This is a genomic window from Rhizobium sp. G187 (genome assembly GCF_051549525.1).
In the GTDB taxonomy this organism is placed as follows: Bacteria; Pseudomonadota; Alphaproteobacteria; order Rhizobiales; family Rhizobiaceae; genus Allorhizobium.
Window position 1 is genome coordinate 254406 of record NZ_JBPUGM010000003.1, and the last position, 19643, is coordinate 274048.

23 protein-coding genes are annotated in these 19643 nt (G+C 60.7%); 13 read left to right on the forward strand and 10 right to left on the reverse strand.

Translation table 11 applies throughout. The features are described 5' to 3' along the window. Position 1 precedes the first annotated feature (1 nt). Positions 2-451: a hypothetical protein gene (locus ACSV9I_RS10410; RefSeq protein ID WP_438328804.1), complete on the forward strand. Its 450-nt coding sequence runs from the start codon at positions 2-4 to the stop codon at positions 449-451. Positions 452-517: 66 nt separating this feature from the next. Here the strand turns inward: ACSV9I_RS10410 and ACSV9I_RS10415 are convergent, their stop codons facing one another. After that, positions 518-868 (reverse strand): NepR family anti-sigma factor, encoded by a 351-nt coding sequence (locus tag ACSV9I_RS10415; protein WP_438328805.1) that lies wholly within the window; start codon positions 866-868, stop codon positions 518-520. Between ACSV9I_RS10415 and ACSV9I_RS10420 the strand changes: the two genes are divergently transcribed. From ACSV9I_RS10420 to ACSV9I_RS10435, 4 genes are all read left to right on the forward strand, one after another. Further along, a complete protein-coding gene (locus ACSV9I_RS10420) occupies positions 867-1661 on the forward strand; it encodes a response regulator (protein ID WP_054156982.1) in 795 nt (264 codons plus the stop codon). The genes ACSV9I_RS10415 and ACSV9I_RS10420 overlap by 2 nt on opposite strands. 161 nt (positions 1662-1822) lie before the next feature. After that, positions 1823-2737: a sensor histidine kinase gene (locus tag ACSV9I_RS10425; RefSeq protein WP_245281383.1), complete on the forward strand. Its 915-nt coding sequence runs from the start codon at positions 1823-1825 to the stop codon at positions 2735-2737. Between the two features lie 95 nt (positions 2738-2832). Further along, positions 2833-3912: a zinc-binding metallopeptidase family protein gene (locus ACSV9I_RS10430; protein WP_438328806.1), complete on the forward strand. Its 1080-nt coding sequence runs from the start codon at positions 2833-2835 to the stop codon at positions 3910-3912. Between the two features lie 89 nt (positions 3913-4001). After that, positions 4002-4355 (forward strand): hypothetical protein, encoded by a 354-nt coding sequence (locus ACSV9I_RS10435; protein WP_438328807.1) that lies wholly within the window; start codon positions 4002-4004, stop codon positions 4353-4355. Positions 4356-4549: 194 nt separating this feature from the next. On the opposite strand, the gene ACSV9I_RS10440 is transcribed toward ACSV9I_RS10435, so the two are convergent. Then, complete coding sequence (locus tag ACSV9I_RS10440) at positions 4550-4714, reverse strand: DUF1328 domain-containing protein (protein ID WP_082352403.1); 165 nt, start codon at positions 4712-4714, stop codon at positions 4550-4552. Positions 4715-4912: 198 nt separating this feature from the next. Between ACSV9I_RS10440 and ACSV9I_RS10445 the strand changes: the two genes are divergently transcribed. After that, entirely contained in the window at positions 4913-5089 is a 177-nt protein-coding gene (locus tag ACSV9I_RS10445) for a NepR family anti-sigma factor (protein ID WP_438328808.1), read from the forward strand. After that, the gene (locus tag ACSV9I_RS10450) at positions 5086-5652 is read left to right on the forward strand and encodes an RNA polymerase sigma factor (protein WP_054156987.1); all 567 of its coding nucleotides are present in this window, start codon (positions 5086-5088) and stop codon (positions 5650-5652) included. Before ACSV9I_RS10445 ends, ACSV9I_RS10450 begins: the two co-directional genes overlap by 4 nt. On the opposite strand, the gene ACSV9I_RS10455 is transcribed toward ACSV9I_RS10450, so the two are convergent. Further along, positions 5653-6030: a hypothetical protein gene (locus tag ACSV9I_RS10455; protein WP_438328809.1), complete on the reverse strand. Its 378-nt coding sequence runs from the start codon at positions 6028-6030 to the stop codon at positions 5653-5655. It abuts the gene before it with no gap. Between the two features lie 122 nt (positions 6031-6152). On the opposite strand from ACSV9I_RS10455, the gene ACSV9I_RS10460 reads away from it, so the two are divergent. After that, the gene (locus tag ACSV9I_RS10460; protein ID WP_054156989.1) at positions 6153-6908 is read left to right on the forward strand and encodes a Crp/Fnr family transcriptional regulator; all 756 of its coding nucleotides are present in this window, start codon (positions 6153-6155) and stop codon (positions 6906-6908) included. A gap of 92 nt (positions 6909-7000) precedes the next feature. On the opposite strand, the gene ACSV9I_RS10465 is transcribed toward ACSV9I_RS10460, so the two are convergent. Next, positions 7001-7165, reverse strand: a complete 165-nt coding sequence (locus ACSV9I_RS10465) for a DUF1328 domain-containing protein (protein ID WP_438328811.1) — start codon at positions 7163-7165, stop codon at positions 7001-7003. Between the two features lie 262 nt (positions 7166-7427). On the opposite strand from ACSV9I_RS10465, the gene ACSV9I_RS10470 reads away from it, so the two are divergent. The 3 genes from ACSV9I_RS10470 to ACSV9I_RS10480 all read left to right on the forward strand — a co-directional run bounded on the left by ACSV9I_RS10470 (position 7428) and on the right by ACSV9I_RS10480 (position 10897). Then, positions 7428-8999, forward strand: a complete 1572-nt coding sequence (locus ACSV9I_RS10470; protein ID WP_438329131.1) for a Re/Si-specific NAD(P)(+) transhydrogenase subunit alpha — start codon at positions 7428-7430, stop codon at positions 8997-8999. Between the two features lie 19 nt (positions 9000-9018). Continuing rightward, positions 9019-10518 (forward strand): NAD(P)(+) transhydrogenase (Re/Si-specific) subunit beta, encoded by a 1500-nt coding sequence (locus tag ACSV9I_RS10475; protein WP_438328813.1) that lies wholly within the window; start codon positions 9019-9021, stop codon positions 10516-10518. A gap of 88 nt (positions 10519-10606) precedes the next feature. Further along, positions 10607-10897: a hypothetical protein gene (locus ACSV9I_RS10480; protein WP_438328814.1), complete on the forward strand. Its 291-nt coding sequence runs from the start codon at positions 10607-10609 to the stop codon at positions 10895-10897. Here the strand turns inward: ACSV9I_RS10480 and ACSV9I_RS10485 are convergent. Both ACSV9I_RS10485 and ACSV9I_RS10490 read right to left on the reverse strand, forming a co-directional pair. Beyond that, complete coding sequence (locus ACSV9I_RS10485; RefSeq protein WP_054156991.1) at positions 10881-11723, reverse strand: fumarylacetoacetate hydrolase family protein; 843 nt, start codon at positions 11721-11723, stop codon at positions 10881-10883. The two genes, ACSV9I_RS10480 and ACSV9I_RS10485, sit on opposite strands and share 17 nt — an antisense overlap. A gap of 94 nt (positions 11724-11817) precedes the next feature. Further along, entirely contained in the window at positions 11818-12552 is a 735-nt protein-coding gene (locus ACSV9I_RS10490) for an SDR family oxidoreductase (protein ID WP_082352406.1), read from the reverse strand. A 188-nt stretch (positions 12553-12740) separates the two neighbouring features. On the opposite strand from ACSV9I_RS10490, the gene ACSV9I_RS10495 reads away from it, so the two are divergent. Both ACSV9I_RS10495 and ACSV9I_RS10500 read left to right on the forward strand, forming a co-directional pair. Beyond that, positions 12741-13547 (forward strand): IclR family transcriptional regulator, encoded by an 807-nt coding sequence (locus ACSV9I_RS10495; protein ID WP_438328815.1) that lies wholly within the window; start codon positions 12741-12743, stop codon positions 13545-13547. A gap of 36 nt (positions 13548-13583) precedes the next feature. After that, entirely contained in the window at positions 13584-14423 is an 840-nt protein-coding gene (locus tag ACSV9I_RS10500; protein WP_438328816.1) for an amidohydrolase family protein, read from the forward strand. On the opposite strand, the gene ACSV9I_RS10505 is transcribed toward ACSV9I_RS10500, so the two are convergent. The 4 genes from ACSV9I_RS10505 to ACSV9I_RS10520 all read right to left on the reverse strand — a co-directional run bounded on the left by ACSV9I_RS10505 (position 14420) and on the right by ACSV9I_RS10520 (position 19640). After that, on the reverse strand, positions 14420-15100 hold the full coding sequence (locus ACSV9I_RS10505) for a TetR/AcrR family transcriptional regulator (RefSeq protein ID WP_438328817.1): 681 nt from the start codon (positions 15098-15100) through the stop codon (positions 14420-14422). The two genes, ACSV9I_RS10500 and ACSV9I_RS10505, sit on opposite strands and share 4 nt — an antisense overlap. Beyond that, the gene (locus ACSV9I_RS10510; protein ID WP_438328818.1) at positions 15097-16773 is read right to left on the reverse strand and encodes an amidohydrolase; all 1677 of its coding nucleotides are present in this window, start codon (positions 16771-16773) and stop codon (positions 15097-15099) included. The genes ACSV9I_RS10505 and ACSV9I_RS10510 overlap by 4 nt, the downstream gene beginning before the upstream one ends. Positions 16774-16783: 10 nt before the next feature. Further along, positions 16784-18454, reverse strand: coding sequence for an amidohydrolase (locus ACSV9I_RS10515; protein WP_438328819.1), 1671 nt, complete (start codon positions 18452-18454; stop codon positions 16784-16786). A 145-nt stretch (positions 18455-18599) separates the two neighbouring features. Then, entirely contained in the window at positions 18600-19640 is a 1041-nt protein-coding gene (locus ACSV9I_RS10520) for an extracellular solute-binding protein (RefSeq protein ID WP_438328820.1), read from the reverse strand. Positions 19641-19643: the final 3 nt, after the last annotated feature.

Sequence of the window (19643 nt, forward strand, 5' to 3'; positions counted from 1 at the left end):
CATGTTTCCACTGTTCAGACAATTGGGCGTCGTTGCTTTCGGCCGGGTGAAGCCGGCGGCCCGGCGCCTGTCGCGCTCGCTCATTGGCGGCGCGATTGCCGCTGTGTTCGGCATGACCGCCTATGTCGCCCTTCTGGTGGCGCTCGGACTGTACCTGTCTCAGTTCTTTGGTCCGGTGCTGGCAGCCCTCGGGGTGGCGGGGATCACGGCGCTTGCGGCTGGCATTGTCGTCCTCGTCGTGCAGATGATCAATCGGCGTGCCCAACAGCGTCTGGAAGCGCGGCAGAGGGCGGCGCGATCTCGTTTGCCCGATCCAATGACTTTGCAATTGCTGGCCGGGATTCCTGCGCTCATGAAGGGGCGCTCGATCCTGACCACGGCGGCCATCGCTGCCATGGTCTTCGCTGTGGTGAAGTCCCAGGGCGCCGGCTCTCAGGCGGACGATGACTGAGTGGTTGCGATGACTGATGTGCTGGGGCCTTCCCCGGAAAAAGAGCGGCGGGCGTGAGGCCGGCCGTCAGTCCCGAGGCTCGTTCATCTTCCTCTCCGCCTCCTGCAGCCTTTCGAGCAGGTCCAGCAGGTGGTCGGGCGTGCCTTCCTCAACGATGCTGTCATAATAGCCTCGCAACTTCGAGGCGATCAGGGCGTCTGCATTCTTTCGGCCCTCTGTGGACGATTTCGACTTGTCGCTCTTGTCGGCGCCACCGTTCCTCATATCTTTGTCATCCACTGCATTTCTTTTCCCGAAGAGATTATGCGCTGATAAGAAGCGATCGTTGAAAAAAGTTCCAGATCGACGGAACAATTTTTTGATTTGCACGTTTGAGGCCGAGTCCGCACCTATTCCATACTGATTGGAGAATTGCATGTCCCTTACCGCCCGCGTCGCTGTCCACCTGCCTTACCTGAGGCGATATGCTCGCGCTGTTACCGGCTCACAGACTTCCGGTGATGCCTATGTGGCGGCAGTCCTTGAAGCACTCATTGCCGATATCTCCGTTTTCCCGAACGTCGGTGACGACCGGGTAGCGCTTTATCGGCTGTTCGTCGCCATCTATGATTCGACCAAGGTCGAGCTCCCGCCGATCACCTCGCCCTTCGCCTGGGAGAAGCGTGCGCAGGCCAATCTGGCCGCGGTGCCGACGCGCGCCCGCCACGCCTTCCTGCTGATCACTGTGGAAGGTTTCACGGTCGCGGAAGCGGCAAGCGTGCTTGCGGTCAGCGAGGCCGGTTTCAACGCGCTGTTCAACGAGGCGTCTGCTGAAATCTCGCGCCAGGTGGCAACCGATATCATGATCATCGAGGACGAGCCGCTGATCGCGCTCGACATCGAACAGATGGTCGAGGATCTGGGTCACCGGGTCACGGGCATTGCCCGCACGCATGACGAGGCGGTTGATCTCTTCAAGCGCACAAACCCAAAGATGGTGCTTGCCGATATCCAGCTCGCGGATGGCAGCTCGGGTATCGATGCTGTCAACGACATTCTGAAGGTCGACAGCATTCCGGTCATCTTCATTACAGCCTTCCCCGAGCGTCTTCTCACCGGCGAGCGCCCTGAACCGGCCTTCCTGGTGACCAAGCCGTTCAACCCCGACATGGTCAAGGCACTGATCAGCCAGGCTCTGTTTTTCAACGAACGTGTGGCCGAACAGGCTTGATTGAGACGAACGAAAAGAGTTCAGGCGGAGCGGCGCCAGCTGCCCCGACCTGAACCGAATTGCCGATTAAAGGCGGAGCTGGAATATTGGTACATCGGTTGACATGGTTTGAACCTCAGCGCGGCGATCGGCAGCTGCGGGAGTTTTTCATAACCGCCCTGATGGATGTCGGAGCCAGCCTGATCCTCCAGGATAAGGATGGCAGGTACGTTTGCATCACGTCGCTTCCCGCACGCTGGCGGCTGGAACCCGGTGCTGTTCCGAGCGATGAGACCATTTTCGGACCCGAGATCGGCGAACGCCTGGCCGAGATGAAGGCGATGCTGAAGAAATCCGGCGATAAGGCCGAGATCGAGGTGGAATCCACCGACGATACCTTCTTCGAATTCCGCTGCCGGCTGGTGGAAATGAACGATGGCGATCTGCACATGATCACCGTGGTCATTGATCGAACCGAGGATCGGCGCCGCGAACGTTTGTTGCGGGCCTTGCTGCGTGAAGTCAGCCATCGCTCGAAGAACCTGCTCGCCATCATCCAGTCCATTGCATCCCAGACGGCGCGTCATGCCGGAACTCTCGACATGTTCCTCGGAAAGTTCCGCGGCCGTCTGCATGCCCTGTCGCAGAGCCAGGATCTGATCACCGATTCCAGCTGGCGGGGCGCCTATTTCCGCGATCTTTTGAAGCAGCAGGTGGATCGCTATGTTCAGGAGAACGCTGACCTCGTAAAGGTCAGCGGGGACAATGTCCTTCTGACGCCGAATGCGTCTCTGCATATCGGTCTTGCCCTGCACGAACTGGTCGTCAATGCTGTCAGCCATGGCGACTTCCTGCAGCGCCGCATGCCGATCGACGTGTCTTGTCAGAAGTTCGAGACCCCGACTGGGCCGATGGTGAAGATTACCTGGGTCGAGCCTTATGGATCGCCGGGGATTGAAGAAGGCAAGGCTGGGCGTTTCGGCAGTACGGTGCTGGAACGTGTTGTGCCGGCATCCGTTAATGGCGAGGCTCGGCATTTGTTGCAGGATGGCGAGGTTCGTTACGAACTGTCCTTCCCGCTTGAAATCTTCGACTGATTGTTCCCAGTCCAACGTGTTGGCGTGACCCTTGCACCTTCGTGCGGGTGCTCGGCGCGCGAACGCGGGGACTGCATCTTTCCTCTGGGGGGGCCATGCGCCTGTTCAATTGCACGAACTGCTCGAATGTGGTGCATTTCGAAAATACCGGCTGTGTTTCCTGCCATGCCCGACTGGCTTTCAAGCCGTCGGAACTCACCATGGTTGCTCTGGATTCCGGCAATGGCGCGCTTCTGCCCGCCGTCAACGCGCAACCTGTCTTTCCAAAGCGCTGCGTCAACGCAGAGGTCGGTGGCTGCAACTGGCTTGTTGAAGATGATGACGAGACGGGTTTCTGCATTGCCTGTCGGCACAATGTGACAATCCCTGACCTCTCCGTTTCGGAAAATGTCGAGAACTGGCAGAAGATCGAACTCGCCAAGCGGGGACTGTTCTATTCTCTCTTGCGCTTCCGCCTGCCGCTCGTCACTCGACGGCAGGATCCGGAAAACGGCCTGGGTTTTGATTTTCTGGCCGAAGATCCGCAGTCTTCCGATGACGAGCCGATCCTGACGGGCCATGCGGACGGGTTGATCACGCTCAACGTCGTTGAGGCCCATGATGCCGAGCGCGAGGCGCGGCGGGTGGCGCTGGGTGAGCCCTTCCGCACGCTGCTTGGCCATTTCCGGCACGAGATTGCGCATTACTACTGGAATGTCCTCATTCGCGACCGCGATGCCTTCGACGCCTGCCGGGCGGTGTTTGGCGATGAGCGCGCGGATTATGGTGCGGCGCTCAACCGCCATTACCGGGAAGGACCACAGCCGGGATGGGAGCAATCATTCATTTCCGCCTATGCTGCGAGCCATCCGTGGGAAGATTTTGCCGAGACTTTTGCGCATTACTTCCATATCGTCGATGCGCTGGATACGGCCGATGCATTTGGTCTCAGGACCAACCCGGATGTCGAGACGACGGCGGAGAATATTGAGCTCAAGCGCACCTTCGACAGCTATCGGAGCGGGAGCGCACAGACGCTCATCCGTGCCTGGGTGCCGTTGACGCTCGCGATCAATAGCATCAACCGCAGCATGGGGCAGCCGGACCTCTATCCCTTCGTCATGTCCGAGGCTGTCTTCGACAAGCTCGCCTATATTCATCAGCTGATCCGGAGCGAAGCGTCCAGCTCAATGTGACGTCTGCCACAGCGGATTTCGCCAAGACACCCTCTCTGGAACATCGGACAGTTCTTCGCGTTAACACTTGTGTAACGGAGAGAACGACGATGAATAGTATGGCTGCATTGCTGGTTATCGTGGCTTGCCATTCTCAGGATACAAGCTGTCTCGACGAGCCCGTCTCTGTCGTTTCCTACGACAGCGTTACACAGTGCTTCATGGCGCTGCCAAAAGAACTCGATCAAGCGCGGAAATTGACGAATATCGTCTATGGCGATTGCGTTCCTGTGGATGCCGAGCTTGTGGCTGGAAAGTCCATTCGCCAGACCATCAACCCCAATCGGCTGACCGCCTGGGCGTCTCAGGCTGCTGGTGATGATGCGGTCAACCCTCAGGCCATGTTGCCTCTCGCCCAAGACATTCCGATTCCGCTTGACCGCTATGGTTCGCTGCCGAAGTGAGGGATAGCCGGTAGCAGAGGCCCTCCAACGAAGAAGAGCACACGACAACACCTCGATCCGGCAAGGCTGGATCGAGGCATAACACGTATGTCTGGATGAAATCTCGGGTCAGGCTGGCAGCGCTGCTTCCGGCCGCTCAAACTCGTATCTTTACTGGGTGATGGGAGGCGCCGCTGGGGCGCCTCCTTTTGCATTCAGGCGCGACGGAAGAGACGCATCGCGAGCGATACGAGGAAAAGAATGATAAAGACGCCGAAGAGTATCTGCGCAATGCCTGCAGACGTGCCGGCAATGCCGCCGAAGCCAAGTACACCGGCGATCAGTGCGATGACGAGGAAGACGAGAGCGTAATAAAGCATGGTAATTTCTCCTTGATCGATGACTGGACAAACGTCGATCCACCGAGGATTGTTCCATTGTCCACATCTGCGATTTTTGCGCAGCGCCTTAAAAAAAGATCGGGCACCCCCGGAACTTCTGGCCACTTCGGGCATTCACCGCACGAGAGTTGTCCAAACGTGTTGGAACATATGACAGAGCACACCAAGAAAGCGCCGGTGCCAGTAGGCCAGCCAGGCGTTAATGCATTTCATCCGAGCGTGGCGGACCAGTTGCGCAGCTACTATCAGTCCGTCCAGGAAGAAGGCATTCCGGATCGCTTCATGCAGCTTCTCGAAAAGCTGGATGCGGCCGAGCGCTCCAACCAGGCCATCGCGAAGGACGTTGCGCAATGACTGTGGATCAGGAGGCGATCGACCGTTCCTTCAAACGCGATCTTCTGGCAGCGCTGCCAAATCTGCGCGCCTTCGCCGTCTCCCTGACCGGTCGTCACCATGTGGCGGACGATCTGGTGCAGGACACAATCATGAAAGCCTGGGCCAAGCAGGACCATTTCGAGCCGGGCACAAACATGAAGGCCTGGCTGTTCACCATTCTGCGCAACGAATTCTATTCGCAAATGCGCAAGCGTGGCCGCGAGGTCTCCGACACGGATGGTATCTTTACTTCCCAGCTCTCGACCCATCCGCAACAGTATGGATCCCTTGATCTACAGGACTTCAAGCGCGCGCTCGACCAGTTGCCGAGCGATCAGCGCGAGGCGATCGTGCTCGTCGGTGCGTCAGGCTTTGCCTATGAGGAAGCGGCTGAAATCTGCGGCTGCGCAGTGGGCACAATCAAGAGCCGTATCAATCGCGCGCGCAACAAGCTCCAGGAAATCCTGGGTGTGAGTGGCGAGGGCGACTATGGTCCTGATGCCAATAGCTCGGCTGTGATCAAGAAGGCGTTTGCCGGCTGATCATCCGCGGCGCGCGGCAACGCGCGCCGCAGCCTCAGCGAGGGCAGTCGCCAGTTCTTCCTGTACGAGGGGTTTCTGTACGACGAGCTGGGCGGATGCGGCGGGCATTTCCTTGCCAAGTTCGTCGTAGGACGAGAGAAATACCGGGACGGCTCCCGCCGTCTCAATGATCGATGATCGCTCCAGATTGGCGGTCGCTGCCGCTGCGGCCTCGACGATCACGATATCGAAGCGGGTCTTTTCGAGGATCGCGCCAAGACGTGAGAGTGGAACGATCGACACGTCGCAGTGCACGGTTTCTCTCAAGATGCGCTCCACCTCCATCGCGATCAGGTATTGGTTCTCTGCGATCAGCACGTGGAGAGGTGGCGTGGCCATGAACATTCCTTCTTTTGTGCCCGCTTTATGCTGAGGCGAAAGGAGGTGGTCATTTAAAAAAGACATGGAACAACCTCTATTGTTCCATTGGCGAGATTGTGACGCATTTTTGAGGTTAAGCCATGACTGTAGAGCCGCGCCAGAACCCCATTCGCGTCAGCTGCTTTGAATGTCCTTTGCGCCAGCTGCGCAGCTTTCGCCCTTTTTCCGAAGAGGAAGTGGAGTTTGTGGCCCAGTTCAAGCGCGGGGAACTCCTCGCGGATGCCAATTCCACCATTCTCGTCGAGGGTGCGCGCAGCGCGCATCTCTACACGGTCTTGTCCGGCTGGGGTTTTCGCTACAAGATCCTTGAGGACGGGCGCCGGCAAATCCTCAATTACGTCGTGCCGGGTGATATGGTCGGCCTGCAAGGCGCCCTGATGGCAGAGATGCAGCATTCGGTGGAAGCGATGACGCCGATGACGCTCTGCGTGTTCGAGCGTTCCAAGCTCTTTTCGCTCTTCGAGCGCCATGCCGGTCTCGGTTACGACCTAACCTGGCTCGCGGCCCGGGAAGAGGCGATCCTGGATGAGCACCTCCTCAGCATCGGCCGTCGTTCGGCCATCGAAAGGGCGTCCTACCTCCTTGCTTTCCTCTTTGAGCGCGGCATGAATGCCGGGATGCTCGACGATACCAGACGACACATCCCGATCACCCAGATGCATCTCGCCGATACGCTCGGACTGTCAATCGTGCACACCAACAAGACCCTGCGCAAACTGGTCGATCGTGGCCTCATCCTATGGCGTGATCGTGGTTGCGAGGTGATCAACCCGGAAGGCCTGCAGGACCTTGCCGGCTGGACACCCGGAGAGCCGCGCCTGCGACCCTTCATCTGATCCGCGCCCGCCAACCGAAAACTATGATGTATCAATGTAAAAAGGCCCGCTTTGGCATCGGGCCTTTTCTTGCGTCAAGAAGCGTAAGTCGTTCAGGCGACGATCAGAACGCCGGTAAACAGCGCGATGATCATGACGACAAGCACGATGAAGATCAGGATCTTCGCAATGCCCGCCGAGGCGCCAGCCACACCGCGAAATCCGAAAAGGCTCGCCACGGCGGCGATCAGGAGGAAGATCAAAATCCATTGCAGCATCGGTCGTCTCCAGTTTGTTCCTTGTTCCGCGAGGCAAACTTTTGCGGAGCCTCGTTGTTCCCTGCTGCTTGGCGTGTAGCGTTGTGCGTTGCAGCAAAAATCGTTTTAAGGCGAGAAGCCGAAGGGTAAAACCGTCACATGGCGGGTTTGCCGGGCTAGACAGCGCAGCGCACATCTGCTCGTGTCCGCGTCGGTATGCGTGGTGACGTTAGTCGCCTTGCCCAAGGTTTGATCGTTCGAGCGAGGAGCGAGGGAGATGGGATTGAAGATCGGTTCACCGAGAGAAACGTATGGTGGCGAGGCGCGTGTCGCCATGACGCCAGACAGTGCTCAGCAATTGCAGAAGCTGGGTTATGATTGCCTGATCGAGGCGGGTGCAGGCAAGGCCGCCGGCTTTTCCGATGAGGCCTACAAGGCCGTTGGCGTCACTGTGGTCGATACCGCGGCCGCGCTTTATGATGCCGCCGATATCATCGCCAAGGTCCGGCCGCCGGAAGCCGTCGAAGTCAACCTGCTTTCGCCCTCCAAGACGCTGATATCCTTCTTCTATCCTAGCCAGAACGCAGAATTGCTCGAACAGGCCCGATCGAAGGGCGCCAATGTCATTGCCATGGACATGGTGCCGCGCATTTCGCGCGCACAGAAGATGGACGCCCTGTCGTCGATGGCAAACATCGCCGGTTACCGCGCCGTCATCGAGGCCGGCAACAATTTCGGCCGCTTCTTCACCGGCCAGGTGACGGCTGCCGGCAAGGTGCCACCGGCGAAAGTTCTGGTGATCGGTGCAGGCGTAGCCGGTCTTGCGGCGATCGGCACGGCCACCTCGCTCGGCGCCATCACCTATGCCTTCGACGTGCGCCCTGAGGTTGCCGAGCAGATCGAAAGCATGGGCGCGCAGTTCGTCTATCTGGAATTCGAAGCCACGCAGGATGGTGCCGCAACGGGTGGCTATGCTGCACCGTCTTCGCCGGAGTTCCGCGAAAAGCAGCTCGCCAAGTTCCGCGAACTGGCGCCCGATATCGACATCGTCATCACCACGGCGCTGATCCCGGGCCGGGATGCGCCGACGCTGTGGCTCGCCGACATGGTCGCTGCGATGAAGCCGGGATCCGTCGTCGTTGACCTTGCCGCCGAGCGCGGAGGTAACTGCGACCTCACCGTTGCCGACCAGAAGATCGTGTCGGACAACGGCGTGACCATCGTCGGCTATACGGATTTCCCGAGCCGGATGGCAGCCCAGTCGTCGACGCTCTACGCGACGAACATTCGCCACATGATGACGGACCTGACGCCTGCCAAGGATGGTGTCGTCGTTCACAACATGGAAGACGACGTCATTCGCGGCGCGACCATCACCAAGGGCGGCGAGATCACCTATCCGCCACCGCCGCCGAAGATCCAGGCGATCGCCGCTGCCAAGCCCAAGGAAAAGGTCAAGGAGCTGACGCCTGAAGAAAAGCGGGCGCAGGAAATCGCCGCCTTCAAGACGCAGACCCGTAATCAGGTGGGCATGCTCGCCGGTGGTGGTGCGCTGATCCTGCTCGCCGGCCTTTATGCGCCGGCCAGCTTCATGAGCCATTTCATCGTCTTCGTGCTTGCCTGCTTCGTCGGCTTCCAGGTCATCTGGAATGTCAGCCATTCGCTGCACACGCCGCTGATGGCAATCACCAATGCGATTTCCTCGATCATCATCCTGGGCGCCCTGATGCAGATCGGGTCAGGCAACTTCCTGGTGATCCTGCTTGCAGGTCTTTCCATCCTGATGGCCGGCATCAATATCGTCGGCGGTTTCATGGTGACACGGCGCATGCTCGCCATGTTCCAGAAGTCTTGAGCTAGGGGGGGACACACACATGGACTACGGATTCACAACAGCGGCCTATGTCGTCGCAGCCGTTCTCTTCATCCTGTCGCTCGGCGGTCTCTCCGGCCAGGAAAGCGCCAAGCGCGCCGTCTGGTACGGCATCGTCGGCATGGGGCTTGCGGTCGTTGCGACGATCTACGGCCCCGGTGCCGGCAACTGGGTCATCTCGGCAATCATGATCGCCATCGGCGGCGGCATTGGCTGGGTTGTCGCCCAGCGCGTGCAGATGACCGAGATGCCGCAACTGGTTGCCGCCATGCATTCGCTGGTTGGTCTCGCCGCCGTCTTCATCGGCTTCAACGCCGAAATCGAGATGTGGCGCATTGCCAGCACGCTGAGCGAGGCCGGTCTTGCGACCTGCGATCCGCTGAGTGCGGTTGCCTGTGCGGCTCAGGCTGGGAAGGCAGCGCTGTTTGGCGATTTCACCGGCTTTGCCCTGAAGATTGCCGAAAAGACGGCAGCAGAAATCGCGGTCTTGAAGATCGAAGTCTTCCTCGGCGTCTTCATCGGTGCGGTTACCTTCACCGGTTCGGTTGTTGCCTATGGCAAGCTTGCCGGCAAGGTGGACGGCAAGGCAACGAAGCTTCCGGGCGGTCATCTGCTCAACGCGGCTGCGGCCTTGGGCTCGCTGATCCTGCTGGTTCTCTACTTCCAGGGTGCCGGCAGCTGGACGCTGATCCTGATGACGCTCTTGGCGCTCTTCATCGGCTATCACCTGATCATGGGCATCGGCGGTGCCGACATGCCGGTCGTCGTCTCGATGCTGAACAGCTATTCCGGCTGGGCAGCCGCTGCCATCGGCTTCTCGCTGTCGAACGATCTCCTGATCGTCGTCGGCGCGCTCGTCGGCTCTTCGGGTGCCATCCTCTCCTACATCATGTGTAAGGCGATGAACCGCAGCTTCGTCTCGGTCATCCTCGGCGGCTTCGGTGGCGCAACCGGGCCGCAGATGGAAGTCACGGGCGAGCAGATCGCGATTGATGGCGATGGTGTTGCAAATGCGCTCAATGATGCCGACAGCATCGTCATCGTGCCGGGTTATGGCATGGCGGTCGCGCAGGCGCAGCAGTCGGTTTCGGAACTCACCCGCAAGCTGCGCGCTGCCGGCAAGACGGTGCGCTTCGCCATCCATCCGGTCGCGGGTCGCCTGCCGGGCCACATGAACGTGCTGCTCGCGGAAGCCAAGGTGCCGTACGACATCGTTCTGGAAATGGACGAGATCAACGAGGACTTCCCCGAGACCGACGTCGTCATCGTCATCGGCTCGAACGACATCGTCAACCCGGCCGCCCAGGAAGACCCGAATTCGCCGATCGCCGGCATGCCGGTTCTGGAAGTCTGGAAGGCAAAGCAGGTGTTCGTCTCCAAACGCGGCCAGGGCACCGGCTATTCCGGCATCGAAAACCCGCTGTTCTACAAGGAGAATACGCGGATGTTCTATGGTGACGCGAAGAAGTCGATCGACAGCATTCTGCCGCTGATCAGGTAAGGCGGGATAGATATTAACATGGAAAGCCGGGTGGGAACGCCCGGCTTTTTTGTTCGATCAGGTGTCTCCGTTTTGATACGTTGCCGGGATGAAGCTGCTCCAATGGTTTGGTAGTAGCAAGGCCGATGGTCGTGCGTTTCCCGATGACGCCCGGATCGATGCCGGCTGGCAGTTGAAACTGGTTCAACGCGGCGAAGATCCTGATGACTGGAAGCCGATGCCGACGATTGGCCCCGGTGTCCGAGAAATCTGGATTCGGCATATCGGAGACTGGACCAGCTGGTCTGTGAACCACTTGCCTGAATTCCCAAACGAAAACCCCGCCACATGGGCGGGGTCAACAACGGTCCGATTGGCTTACCTCAAACATCCGCCTTGAACGTCTGCTTCTGCGTGCCGAGCCCCTCGATGCCGAGCTCGACCACGTCGCCGGCCTTCAGGAACTGCGGCGGCTTCATTCCAAGGCCGACGCCCGGAGGAGTGCCGGTGGAGATGACATCGCCGGGATGCAGGCTCATGAACTGCGAGAGATAGGAGACGAGGTGGGCGACGCCGTAGACCATGGTCTTGGACGAGCCGTCCTGCATCATCTTACCGTTCACCGAGAGCCACATCTTGAGGTTCTGCGGATCGGCGATTTCATCCTTGGTGACGAGCCAGGGGCCGATCGGGCCGAAGGTGTCGCAGGACTTGCCCTTGGTCCACTGGCCTGCGCGCTCGGTCTGGAAGGCGCGTTCGGAGACGTCGTGGGAGACGCAATAGCCAGCGACATAGTCCATTGCATCGGCTTCCGAGACATACTTGGCGGTCTTGCCGATGACGACGCCGAGTTCGACTTCCCAGTCGGTCTTTTCCGAGGTGCGCGGGATGAGCACGTCATCGTTGGGGCCGCAGATGGCCGAGGTCGCCTTCATGAAGATGACAGGCTCCGGCGGGACCGCTGCACCTGTCTCGGCGGCGTGGTCGGAGTAGTTGAGGCCGATGCAGATGAATTTGCCGGTCCCGGCGACGCAGGCGCCGATGCGGTCGGCGGCGATTTCCGGCAGCGAGGCGAGATCCAGGGCGGCGATCTTGGCCAGGCCTTCCGGCGAAATCGCAGCGCCGCCGATGTCGGTGACATGGGCGGAGAGGTCGCGGATCTTGCCGTCCTTGTCGACAATGGCGGGCTTTTCCTGCCCGAGTGGGCCAACGCGCATCAGTTTCATAGTCGTCGTCCTTTCAAAACGCGCGGCAGAGCCGCTCAGTGTGCGTATTCGCAATGCCGGACGGACAGCCGCCTGACACCTTTCCTGGCATTCCCTAGATGGTCCAGCCGCCGTCGATGGCGAAGGCCTGGCCCGAGGTATAGGTGGCGCCGGCAATGTAGACGGCGAGATCGGCGATTTCTTCTGGCGTGCCGAGCCGTCCCATGGGCTGGCGGGCGATGAAGGCGGCGCGGGCGGCATCGTAGTCCCCTTGGGCGCGCATGCGGTCCTGCAGCGACGGGCTTTCCACTGTGCCGGGGCAGATGGCGTTACAACGAATGCCTTGTGTCACGTAGTCGGCGGCGACGGATTTCGTCAGCCCGATCACGGCTGCCTTTGTCACCGTATAGGCAAAGCGGTTGGGGACGCCCTTTATCGAGCTCGCCACCGAAGCCATGTTGATGATCGAGCCATCGCCGCGCTCCAGCATGGCCGGAAGAACGGCGCGGATGGTGCGGATCATGGCGCGGACATTGAGGTCGAAAGCGAAGTCGAGATCCTTGTCGGCCATGTCCAGCACGGTTCCGGCATGAACCACGCCGGCGCAGTTGAACAGGACATCGAAGGGACCGGTTTCGGCAACAACTGCGCTCACGGCCTCTTCGTTCAGGACGTCGAGAATGCGTGTGGTGATATTCGGCTCGCCCTCCAGCGACGCCAAGGCCTCCGTGTTGATGTCGGTCGCGACCACGGTCGCACCGGCCCGCGCGAAGGCGATGGCGCTTGCGCGGCCAATGCCCTGGCCGGCCGCCGTTACCAGCACATGCTTGTCTTTCATCGGCAGGTTCATAATCACTCCTCTTCCCGCGGCTCTGTCCGGTCATCGCGTTGGCGCGCTGCGGTCGAAAACACGGCCGGTCTCCTCCCGTCGCCGTTCAACCCTTGCATAAAGGGTCGCACAATGCGAGCATCATTCATATGCAAAACATTTATTCATAAACGTCAAGGTCGCTTGCAGCCTTTCGAGGAGGGAATTGGGTGAGTGAGGCAGATCAGGATCGCTACCGTGCGCCGGCGCTCGACAAGGGGCTTGATATTCTCGAGCTTCTCGCCGGTGTCGATGGCGGGTTGAGCCAAGCCGAGATCGCCAAGCGCCTCGACCGCAGTCCTAATGAATTCTACCGGATGCTCGACCGGCTGGTGAAACGTGGATACGTCGCGCGGCTGGAGGGCGATCTCTACGCACTGACGCTGAAGATATTCGGCCTTGCGCAGATGCATGCGCCGACCCGTCGTCTTGCCTCTCTCGCCATGCCGCTGATGCGGGAACTCGGCGAGGCAACGCGTCAGGCAAACCACATCGTCGTTTATGATCGGGGCCATCCGGTGGTCATCGCGCAATTGGAGGCGCCCGGCTACTGGGGCATTTCGATCCGGATCGGCTCGCGCATGGGCCTGTTCGACACCGGATCGGGGCATGTGCTGCTCGCCTTTCGCCATCCCGACCTGCGCGAGATGATGGTGGCTGAACATGTGGCAAGCGGCGGCCCGGAGGGGCGCATGACGGATGCATTCCGCGCCCGGCTCGTCCAGATCGCGGCGCGTGGCTACGAAATGATGCCGAGCGCGCAGACGGCCGGCGTGGTCAATCTCTCCGCGCCAATCACCAGCGCCGATGGTCAGGCGATTGCCGCACTGACCGTTCCCTACATCACACTGATCAATACGCCCGGTGCCCCTGACATCAACGCCACGATCAGCGCACTTACAGAGACGGCACGGCGGATCTCGGCGCTTGCCGGCGGCGGCATGGCTGGCGGTGAAGAGGCCTATGCCTCGTTATGACGACTTGATTTCGCATGCGCCTTGGGAGGGGCCACCATGATCATCGATACCCACCTGCACCTGATCTATCGCGACCGGCTGCGCTATCCTTGGCTTCAGTCTGTGCCCGCGCTCGATGCCGATTTCACCTGGGAGCGCTATTCTCGTGAAGCGCGGCGGCTCGGCATATCCTCTGTTCTCCACATGGAGGTGGATGTCGATCCCGCCGATATGGCTGCCGAGACGGATATGGTCGCAGCCGTATCCCGTGAGCCGGGCAGTCTTATCCGTGGCGTGATCGCTGCGTGCCGGCCCGAAGATCCGGGCTTTGCCGCTTATCTGGAGGGGCAGCGCGCCAATCCCTTCGTCAAGGGATTTCGCCGGGTCTTGCATGTAGTGCCCGACGATATCTCCGAGGGCGCTCTGTTTCGGGAGAATATCAGGCGGCTGTCGGGAACGGGCCTGACCTTCGATCTCTGCATGCTGCCGCACCAGATCGACAAGGCAATGGCGCTGGTCGATCTTGCTCCTGATGTGACCTTCATCCTCGATCATTGCGGCGTGCCGGATATCAAGGGCCGTGGCTACGAGATCTGGAGCCAAGGCGTGGCGGAGATCGCCAAACGTCGCAACATCCTTGTGAAGATCTCTGGCGTGCCGGCCTATGGCGATCTTGAGACCTGGACGCTGGAGGATCTCAAGCCCTATTTCGAGCATGTGATTGCCGCCTTCGGTTTTGATCGCGCGATTTGGGGCTCCGACTGGCCGGTCTGCACTCTGGGTGGCGGGCTCTCCACCTGGGTCGCGACCACGCAGGCCCTGTTGCATGGCGCGACGGTGGTGGAAAAGGAGATGCTCTTCTCCAGCAATGCGAAGCGGCTCTGGGGTCTCGGTTAAGGGGCCTTGTCGCGCTCTGCCAGAAGGCGGCGCAGGTAGCCGCGCGTGGCTGCGATCAGGGCCTCAATGTCGTCGTTGGAGGATGAGAGGTCCTGTAGAGCATAGCTTTGCAGGATGATGCCGTCGATGCCGATCAGCATCTGGCGGGCGACGGCACGGCCGATCCGACGCAGATCCTCGTCCTCAACGTCGACGAAGACGAGGTGGCCATAGAAGTCGATATAGGCATTGTACTGCCGCGCCGCGAGCCATTCCGAGCCCTTGGTGCGCAGGGCGTAGAGCGTCAGTTCGGTCTGGGCGAGCTGCTTGTCGCGGGTGCGCTGGATGTAGCGCCAACTGGCGCGGATCAAGGCCTCGATCCTGTCCTCCGGCGCTTCCGGCAAGGCTTCGTCCTGCCGATAAGCCGTGTCCATGTCGTCGATCAGGTCTTCGAGCACGGCGAGGAGCAGGTTTTCCTTGCTGTCGAAATAGTAGTGCAGCGTGGCAAGCTTGACGCCTGCCGACGCGGCGATGCGCCGTGTGGTCAGCGCCTCCATGCCGCCTACCTCCAGCGCTTCGCGGGCGCCCTTGATGATGCGGAGGCGAGTTTCCAGTCCTTTGCGCGTCGCCCCCGGCGGACGGCCGCGTGCCGGCTCGGCGCTCGGCCCTCGATCCGGTCGCGGCGGCGTTTCGCTCATTGTCTTCCTCCGGCATCGAAGGTGATGCGGCCGTCGCAGATCGTCAGAACAGGCGAAAGGGCTGCGATATCGGCGTGGGTCTGGTTTTCAAGGTTTCCGGACAATAGCACGACATCGGCAAGATAGCCCGGCTTCAGCACGCCTTTGCGATCCTCCATGTATTCGACCCAGGCGCTGGTGCGGGTATAGGCGGCGAGTGTTTCGCCCAGGCTCAAGCGTTGGTCAGGCACATTTTCGGCCCAGGGCTGGCGTGTCATGGCGTCGGCGATGCAGCTCAGCGGCGGGAGCGGCGAGACGGGCCAGTCGGTGGCGAAGACGATCGTTGCGCCTGCATCCACCAGCGTTTTCCAGGCAAAGGCATGCGGCCAGCGCTCAGGGCCGATATAGGTGAGATAGGGTTCAAGCGGCAGGCCGGCGGACCCCGGCGGATGGGTGGGCTGCATCGAGGCCGCGGTGGCTGTCTCGGCAAAGCGCCCGATATCGTCGGGATGGACCACCTCGATATGTTCGATGCGGTTGCGCAAGTCCTTTCGACCATTGGCGTTGATCGAAGCCTCGTAACCGTCCAGAACCATGCGCACTGCGCCATCGCCGATCGCATGCACGGCAACAGGCAGGCCAAGACGGTTTGCTTCGGTCGCAACCGCATTGAAGGCTTCGGCCGAAAACAGCGGCTCGCCCTTCCAGCCCGGCTTGTGAGCATAGTCATCGACAAAGACGGCGGTCTCGCCTTCGGTTACGCCGTCCATGAACAGCTTGACGAAGTCGCAGCGGAGCTTGTCCGTGTCGAAGCGCGCCTTCCAGGCGGCGGCCTTTTCCTCAAGGTCAGAGAGCGGCATGAAATTCTTCATGTGATAGGGCATGCGCACTCTCACCGGCAGTCCATCCGTCTTCTCGATCTCTTCGAGCATTTCCAGCTGGTAGAGGCTGCCGTCCATGTTCTGGATCGAGGTGATGCCGAGCGAGGCGCAATAGGCAAGGCCGCGCTTGAGGATGGCGATGTCGCCGGCCCGTTCTTGCGGCGTCACATGATCGGGATCGCCCCCGGTGCCGACGCCGAGGCCTTCGCGACCGCCGGTCACGCTCATGGCCGACACAGGACGGATGGCATTGCTTTCGCGCAACTCGCCGTTTGCCAGTCCATCCTCGCCTATGACAATCTCATTGCCGATGCCGACATCGCGGCCTTTCAGGATGCCTGCCTTTTCCAGCGCAATCGTGTTGGCCCAGGCCGTGTGGCGGTCGGGGGCGACCATCAGGAAGGGCCGGTCGGCGATGATGCGGTCGAGATGATGACGGGTCACGCGTTCGGTCTCGGACAGGATGGTATAGTCTGCCGTCTGCGCGACGAGCAGCGGCAGGTCGGGGTTGTCAGCCGCATAGTCCAACACCGCCTTCGCCAGCGCATCGAAACCTTTCACGCCGAAAAGCGAGAGCTCGCCCAGCGCCACGGAGCCGCCGAAGATGTGCATATGGGCTTCGTTGAACCCGGGCAGCACGGTCGCGCCATCGGCATCGTGGAGACGGGTCTCGGCACCGGCAAGCGCCAACACCGCGTCATTGCCGCCGACGGCGAGGATCCGGTTACCGCAAAGCGCGATTGCCTCGGCGCGCGGATGAGCATCATCCATGGTCAGGATGCGGGCATTATGGATGATGAGATCGGCGGTCATGCTGCTGTCCTCAGGCCTGATGTGTGATGCGACCGTCGCAGATCGTGACGGCGGCGCGCACAGTGTCCATGATCTCTTGGGGGGCGACGGTTTCGATATCGGTCGTCAGGATCACCACGTCGGCGAGGAAGCCGGATTTCAGTTTGCCCTTGCGATCCTCCATGAACTCCACCCAGGCGCCGATCGCGGTATAGGCTTCAAGCGCCTCCGATAGCGTGAAGCGCTGGTCGGGCAGGCCTTCCTTCCAGGGCTTGCGGGTCAATGCATCCTGGATGCACTGGAAAGGCGAGACTGGAGAGACGGGCCAGTCCGAGGCGAAGACGACAGGCGCGCCGGCATTTTTCAGCGTGCGCCAGGCATAGGCATAGTCCCAGCGGTCCTCACCGATCTTTGCCGTTGTCGGCTCTGCCGGAAAGCAGGTGCCGCCGGGATAGTGCACAGGCTGTACGGAAGCGACGATACCGAGTTCGGCAAAGCGCGCAATGTCGTCCGGGTGGATGAGCTCGATATGCTCTATGCGGTGGCGATTGTCTCCCTTGCCATTCGCCGTCACGGCCGCTTCGTATCCATCAAGCGTCTGACGCACGGCGGCACTGCCGATGGCATGGACCGCGACCTGCAGCCCAAGAGCATCGGCCTTTGTGGCGATGGCGTTGAAGGCTTGCGGCGTGAAAAGCGGCTCATAGGTATAGCCTGGCCGGTCGCCATAGCCGTCCAGCATATAGGCTGTCTGGCTGTCGAGCACGCCATCCATGAAGACCTTGACGAAATCGCCGCGCAGCATGTCGGTGGCGAATTCCGCCTTCCAGGCGGCTGCCTTGTCGAGGTCATCGAGGGGCATGAAATTCTTCATGTGATAGGGAATGCGAATGCGGCAGGAGAGTTCGCCGGACAGCTCCAGGTCGCGCATCAAGCGAAGCTGGTAGTGATTTCCGTCGAAGTTCTGGATCGAGGTGACGCCCCAGCTGGCGCAGTAGTCGAGACCGGCCTTCAGGATTGAGCGGTCGAGGGCATATTGCTCCGGCGTCACATGATCCGGATCCATGCCGGTCACCATGCCAAGCTCCTCGCGGCCGCCGGTCGAAGCAAGCGCGGCGACAGGGCCGAAGGCATTGCCTTCGCGCAGTTCGCCGTTGGCGAGGCCGTCAGGACCCATGACAATCTCGTTGCCGATGCCGACGTCCTTGCCGTGGAGGAGCCCCGCCTGTGTGAGCGCCATCGTGTTCGCCCAGGCTGTGTGGTGGTCAGGCGCAAACATCATGAAGGGGCGGTCGGGCAGGATCGCATCCAGATGGTGGCGGGTGCAGGGTTCGGTCAGCGAAATGATCGAATAGTCGGCGGAAAAGCCCATGAGCAGCGGCTCGTCCGGGTTCATCTGGGCATAGTCGAGGATCGCGGACCTCAGTGCCTCAACACCCTGGATGCCGTGCAGGTTCAACTGGCGCAGCGACACCGAGCCCGGGAAGATATGCATATGCGCTTCGTTGAAGCCGGGCATTACGGTCGCCCCACCGGCATCGATCACTTTGGTTGCGGGCGCGGCGAGGGCGCCTATTTCGGCATTGGTCCCGACGGCCAGAATGCGGTTGCCAACAAGGGCGACGGCCTCCGCCCTCGGACTTGCAGGGTCCATGGTCAGCACGCGGCCATTGGTGATGATGATGTCTGCGGTCTCGGCCATGGCGGTTTCCTCAAATCTCGGGTCTTCCGGGCGCTCGGCGCGGAAGCAGTCGACACGCTCCGGTCGGACGAACGACGCGGATCTCCGCAAGGCGGAAGGGAGTTCCCCTCCCGCCCTGTCACAGGTCTGTTTGTCTGGGGCGTGCTTACTTCTGCACTTCGGTCCAGATCTTGGTGTAAAGCTCCTGCACGGCCGGCTCGCAGGTCAGCAGGAACTGGCCGGCGCTCTCCAGTTCGGCGGGGATCACCAGCTCCGGTGCGCCTTGCATCTCCTTGGCCATGAACTGCTCGGAGCCCTTGATGCCATTGGCATATTTGGCGAAGTTGGAAATCATCGCCGCGTTTTCCGGGTCCATGATGAAGTTCATGAACAGCTTGGCATTGTCGGCGTTCTTGGCGTCCTTCAGGATTGCGACGCTGTCCATGAAGATCGGGTAGCCTTCTTTCGGATAGCCGAACTTGATGTCCGCGTTCTTCTCGCGGGCGCGCATGATGGCGCCATTCCAGTAGTAGACGCCCGAATAATCGCCGGCCGGCAGCTTCTCGGTGACGCTGTAGTCCATGGCCAGCCACTTGCTCTTGGCTTCGACCAGCTTGTCACGCACCTTGCGCAGCACGTCCTTGTCGGTGGTGCACCAGTCGCCGCCAACATATTTGATCGTGGCGAACAGCACGTCGTTCATCTCAGGCGTCACGTTCAACTTGCCGACCAGTTCGGCCGGCGGGTCGAGGAAGATGGCCGAGGTGTTGATGTCGCCGCCATAGACCTTGGTGTTGACGCCGATGCCGGTCACGCCCCACTGCCACGGAACCGAGTAGTGACGGCCCGGATCCCATTCAACATCGACCCAGCGCGGATCGACATTCTTGAAGTTCTCCATCTGGTCGGGGCGGGCTTCGAGCAGCAGGCCTTCGCTGATCCAGATCGGCAGGTAATTGGCCGAGGGTACGACGATGTCGAAGCCATGGCCGCCGGCACGGACCTTGGCGAGTGCCGTGTCATTGGAATCGTAGTCGGTGATCGTCACCTTGACGTCGAACTGCTGTTCGAACTTCTTGATCATATCCGGGCTGGTATAATCACCCCAGTTGTAGATGTTGAGTTCGCCGGCGGCCGAGGCCGAGCCTGCAAGGGCCAGCACCGAGAGCGCCGCGAGCGCCGTGGTCGTCATCCATTTTTTATGCATTGT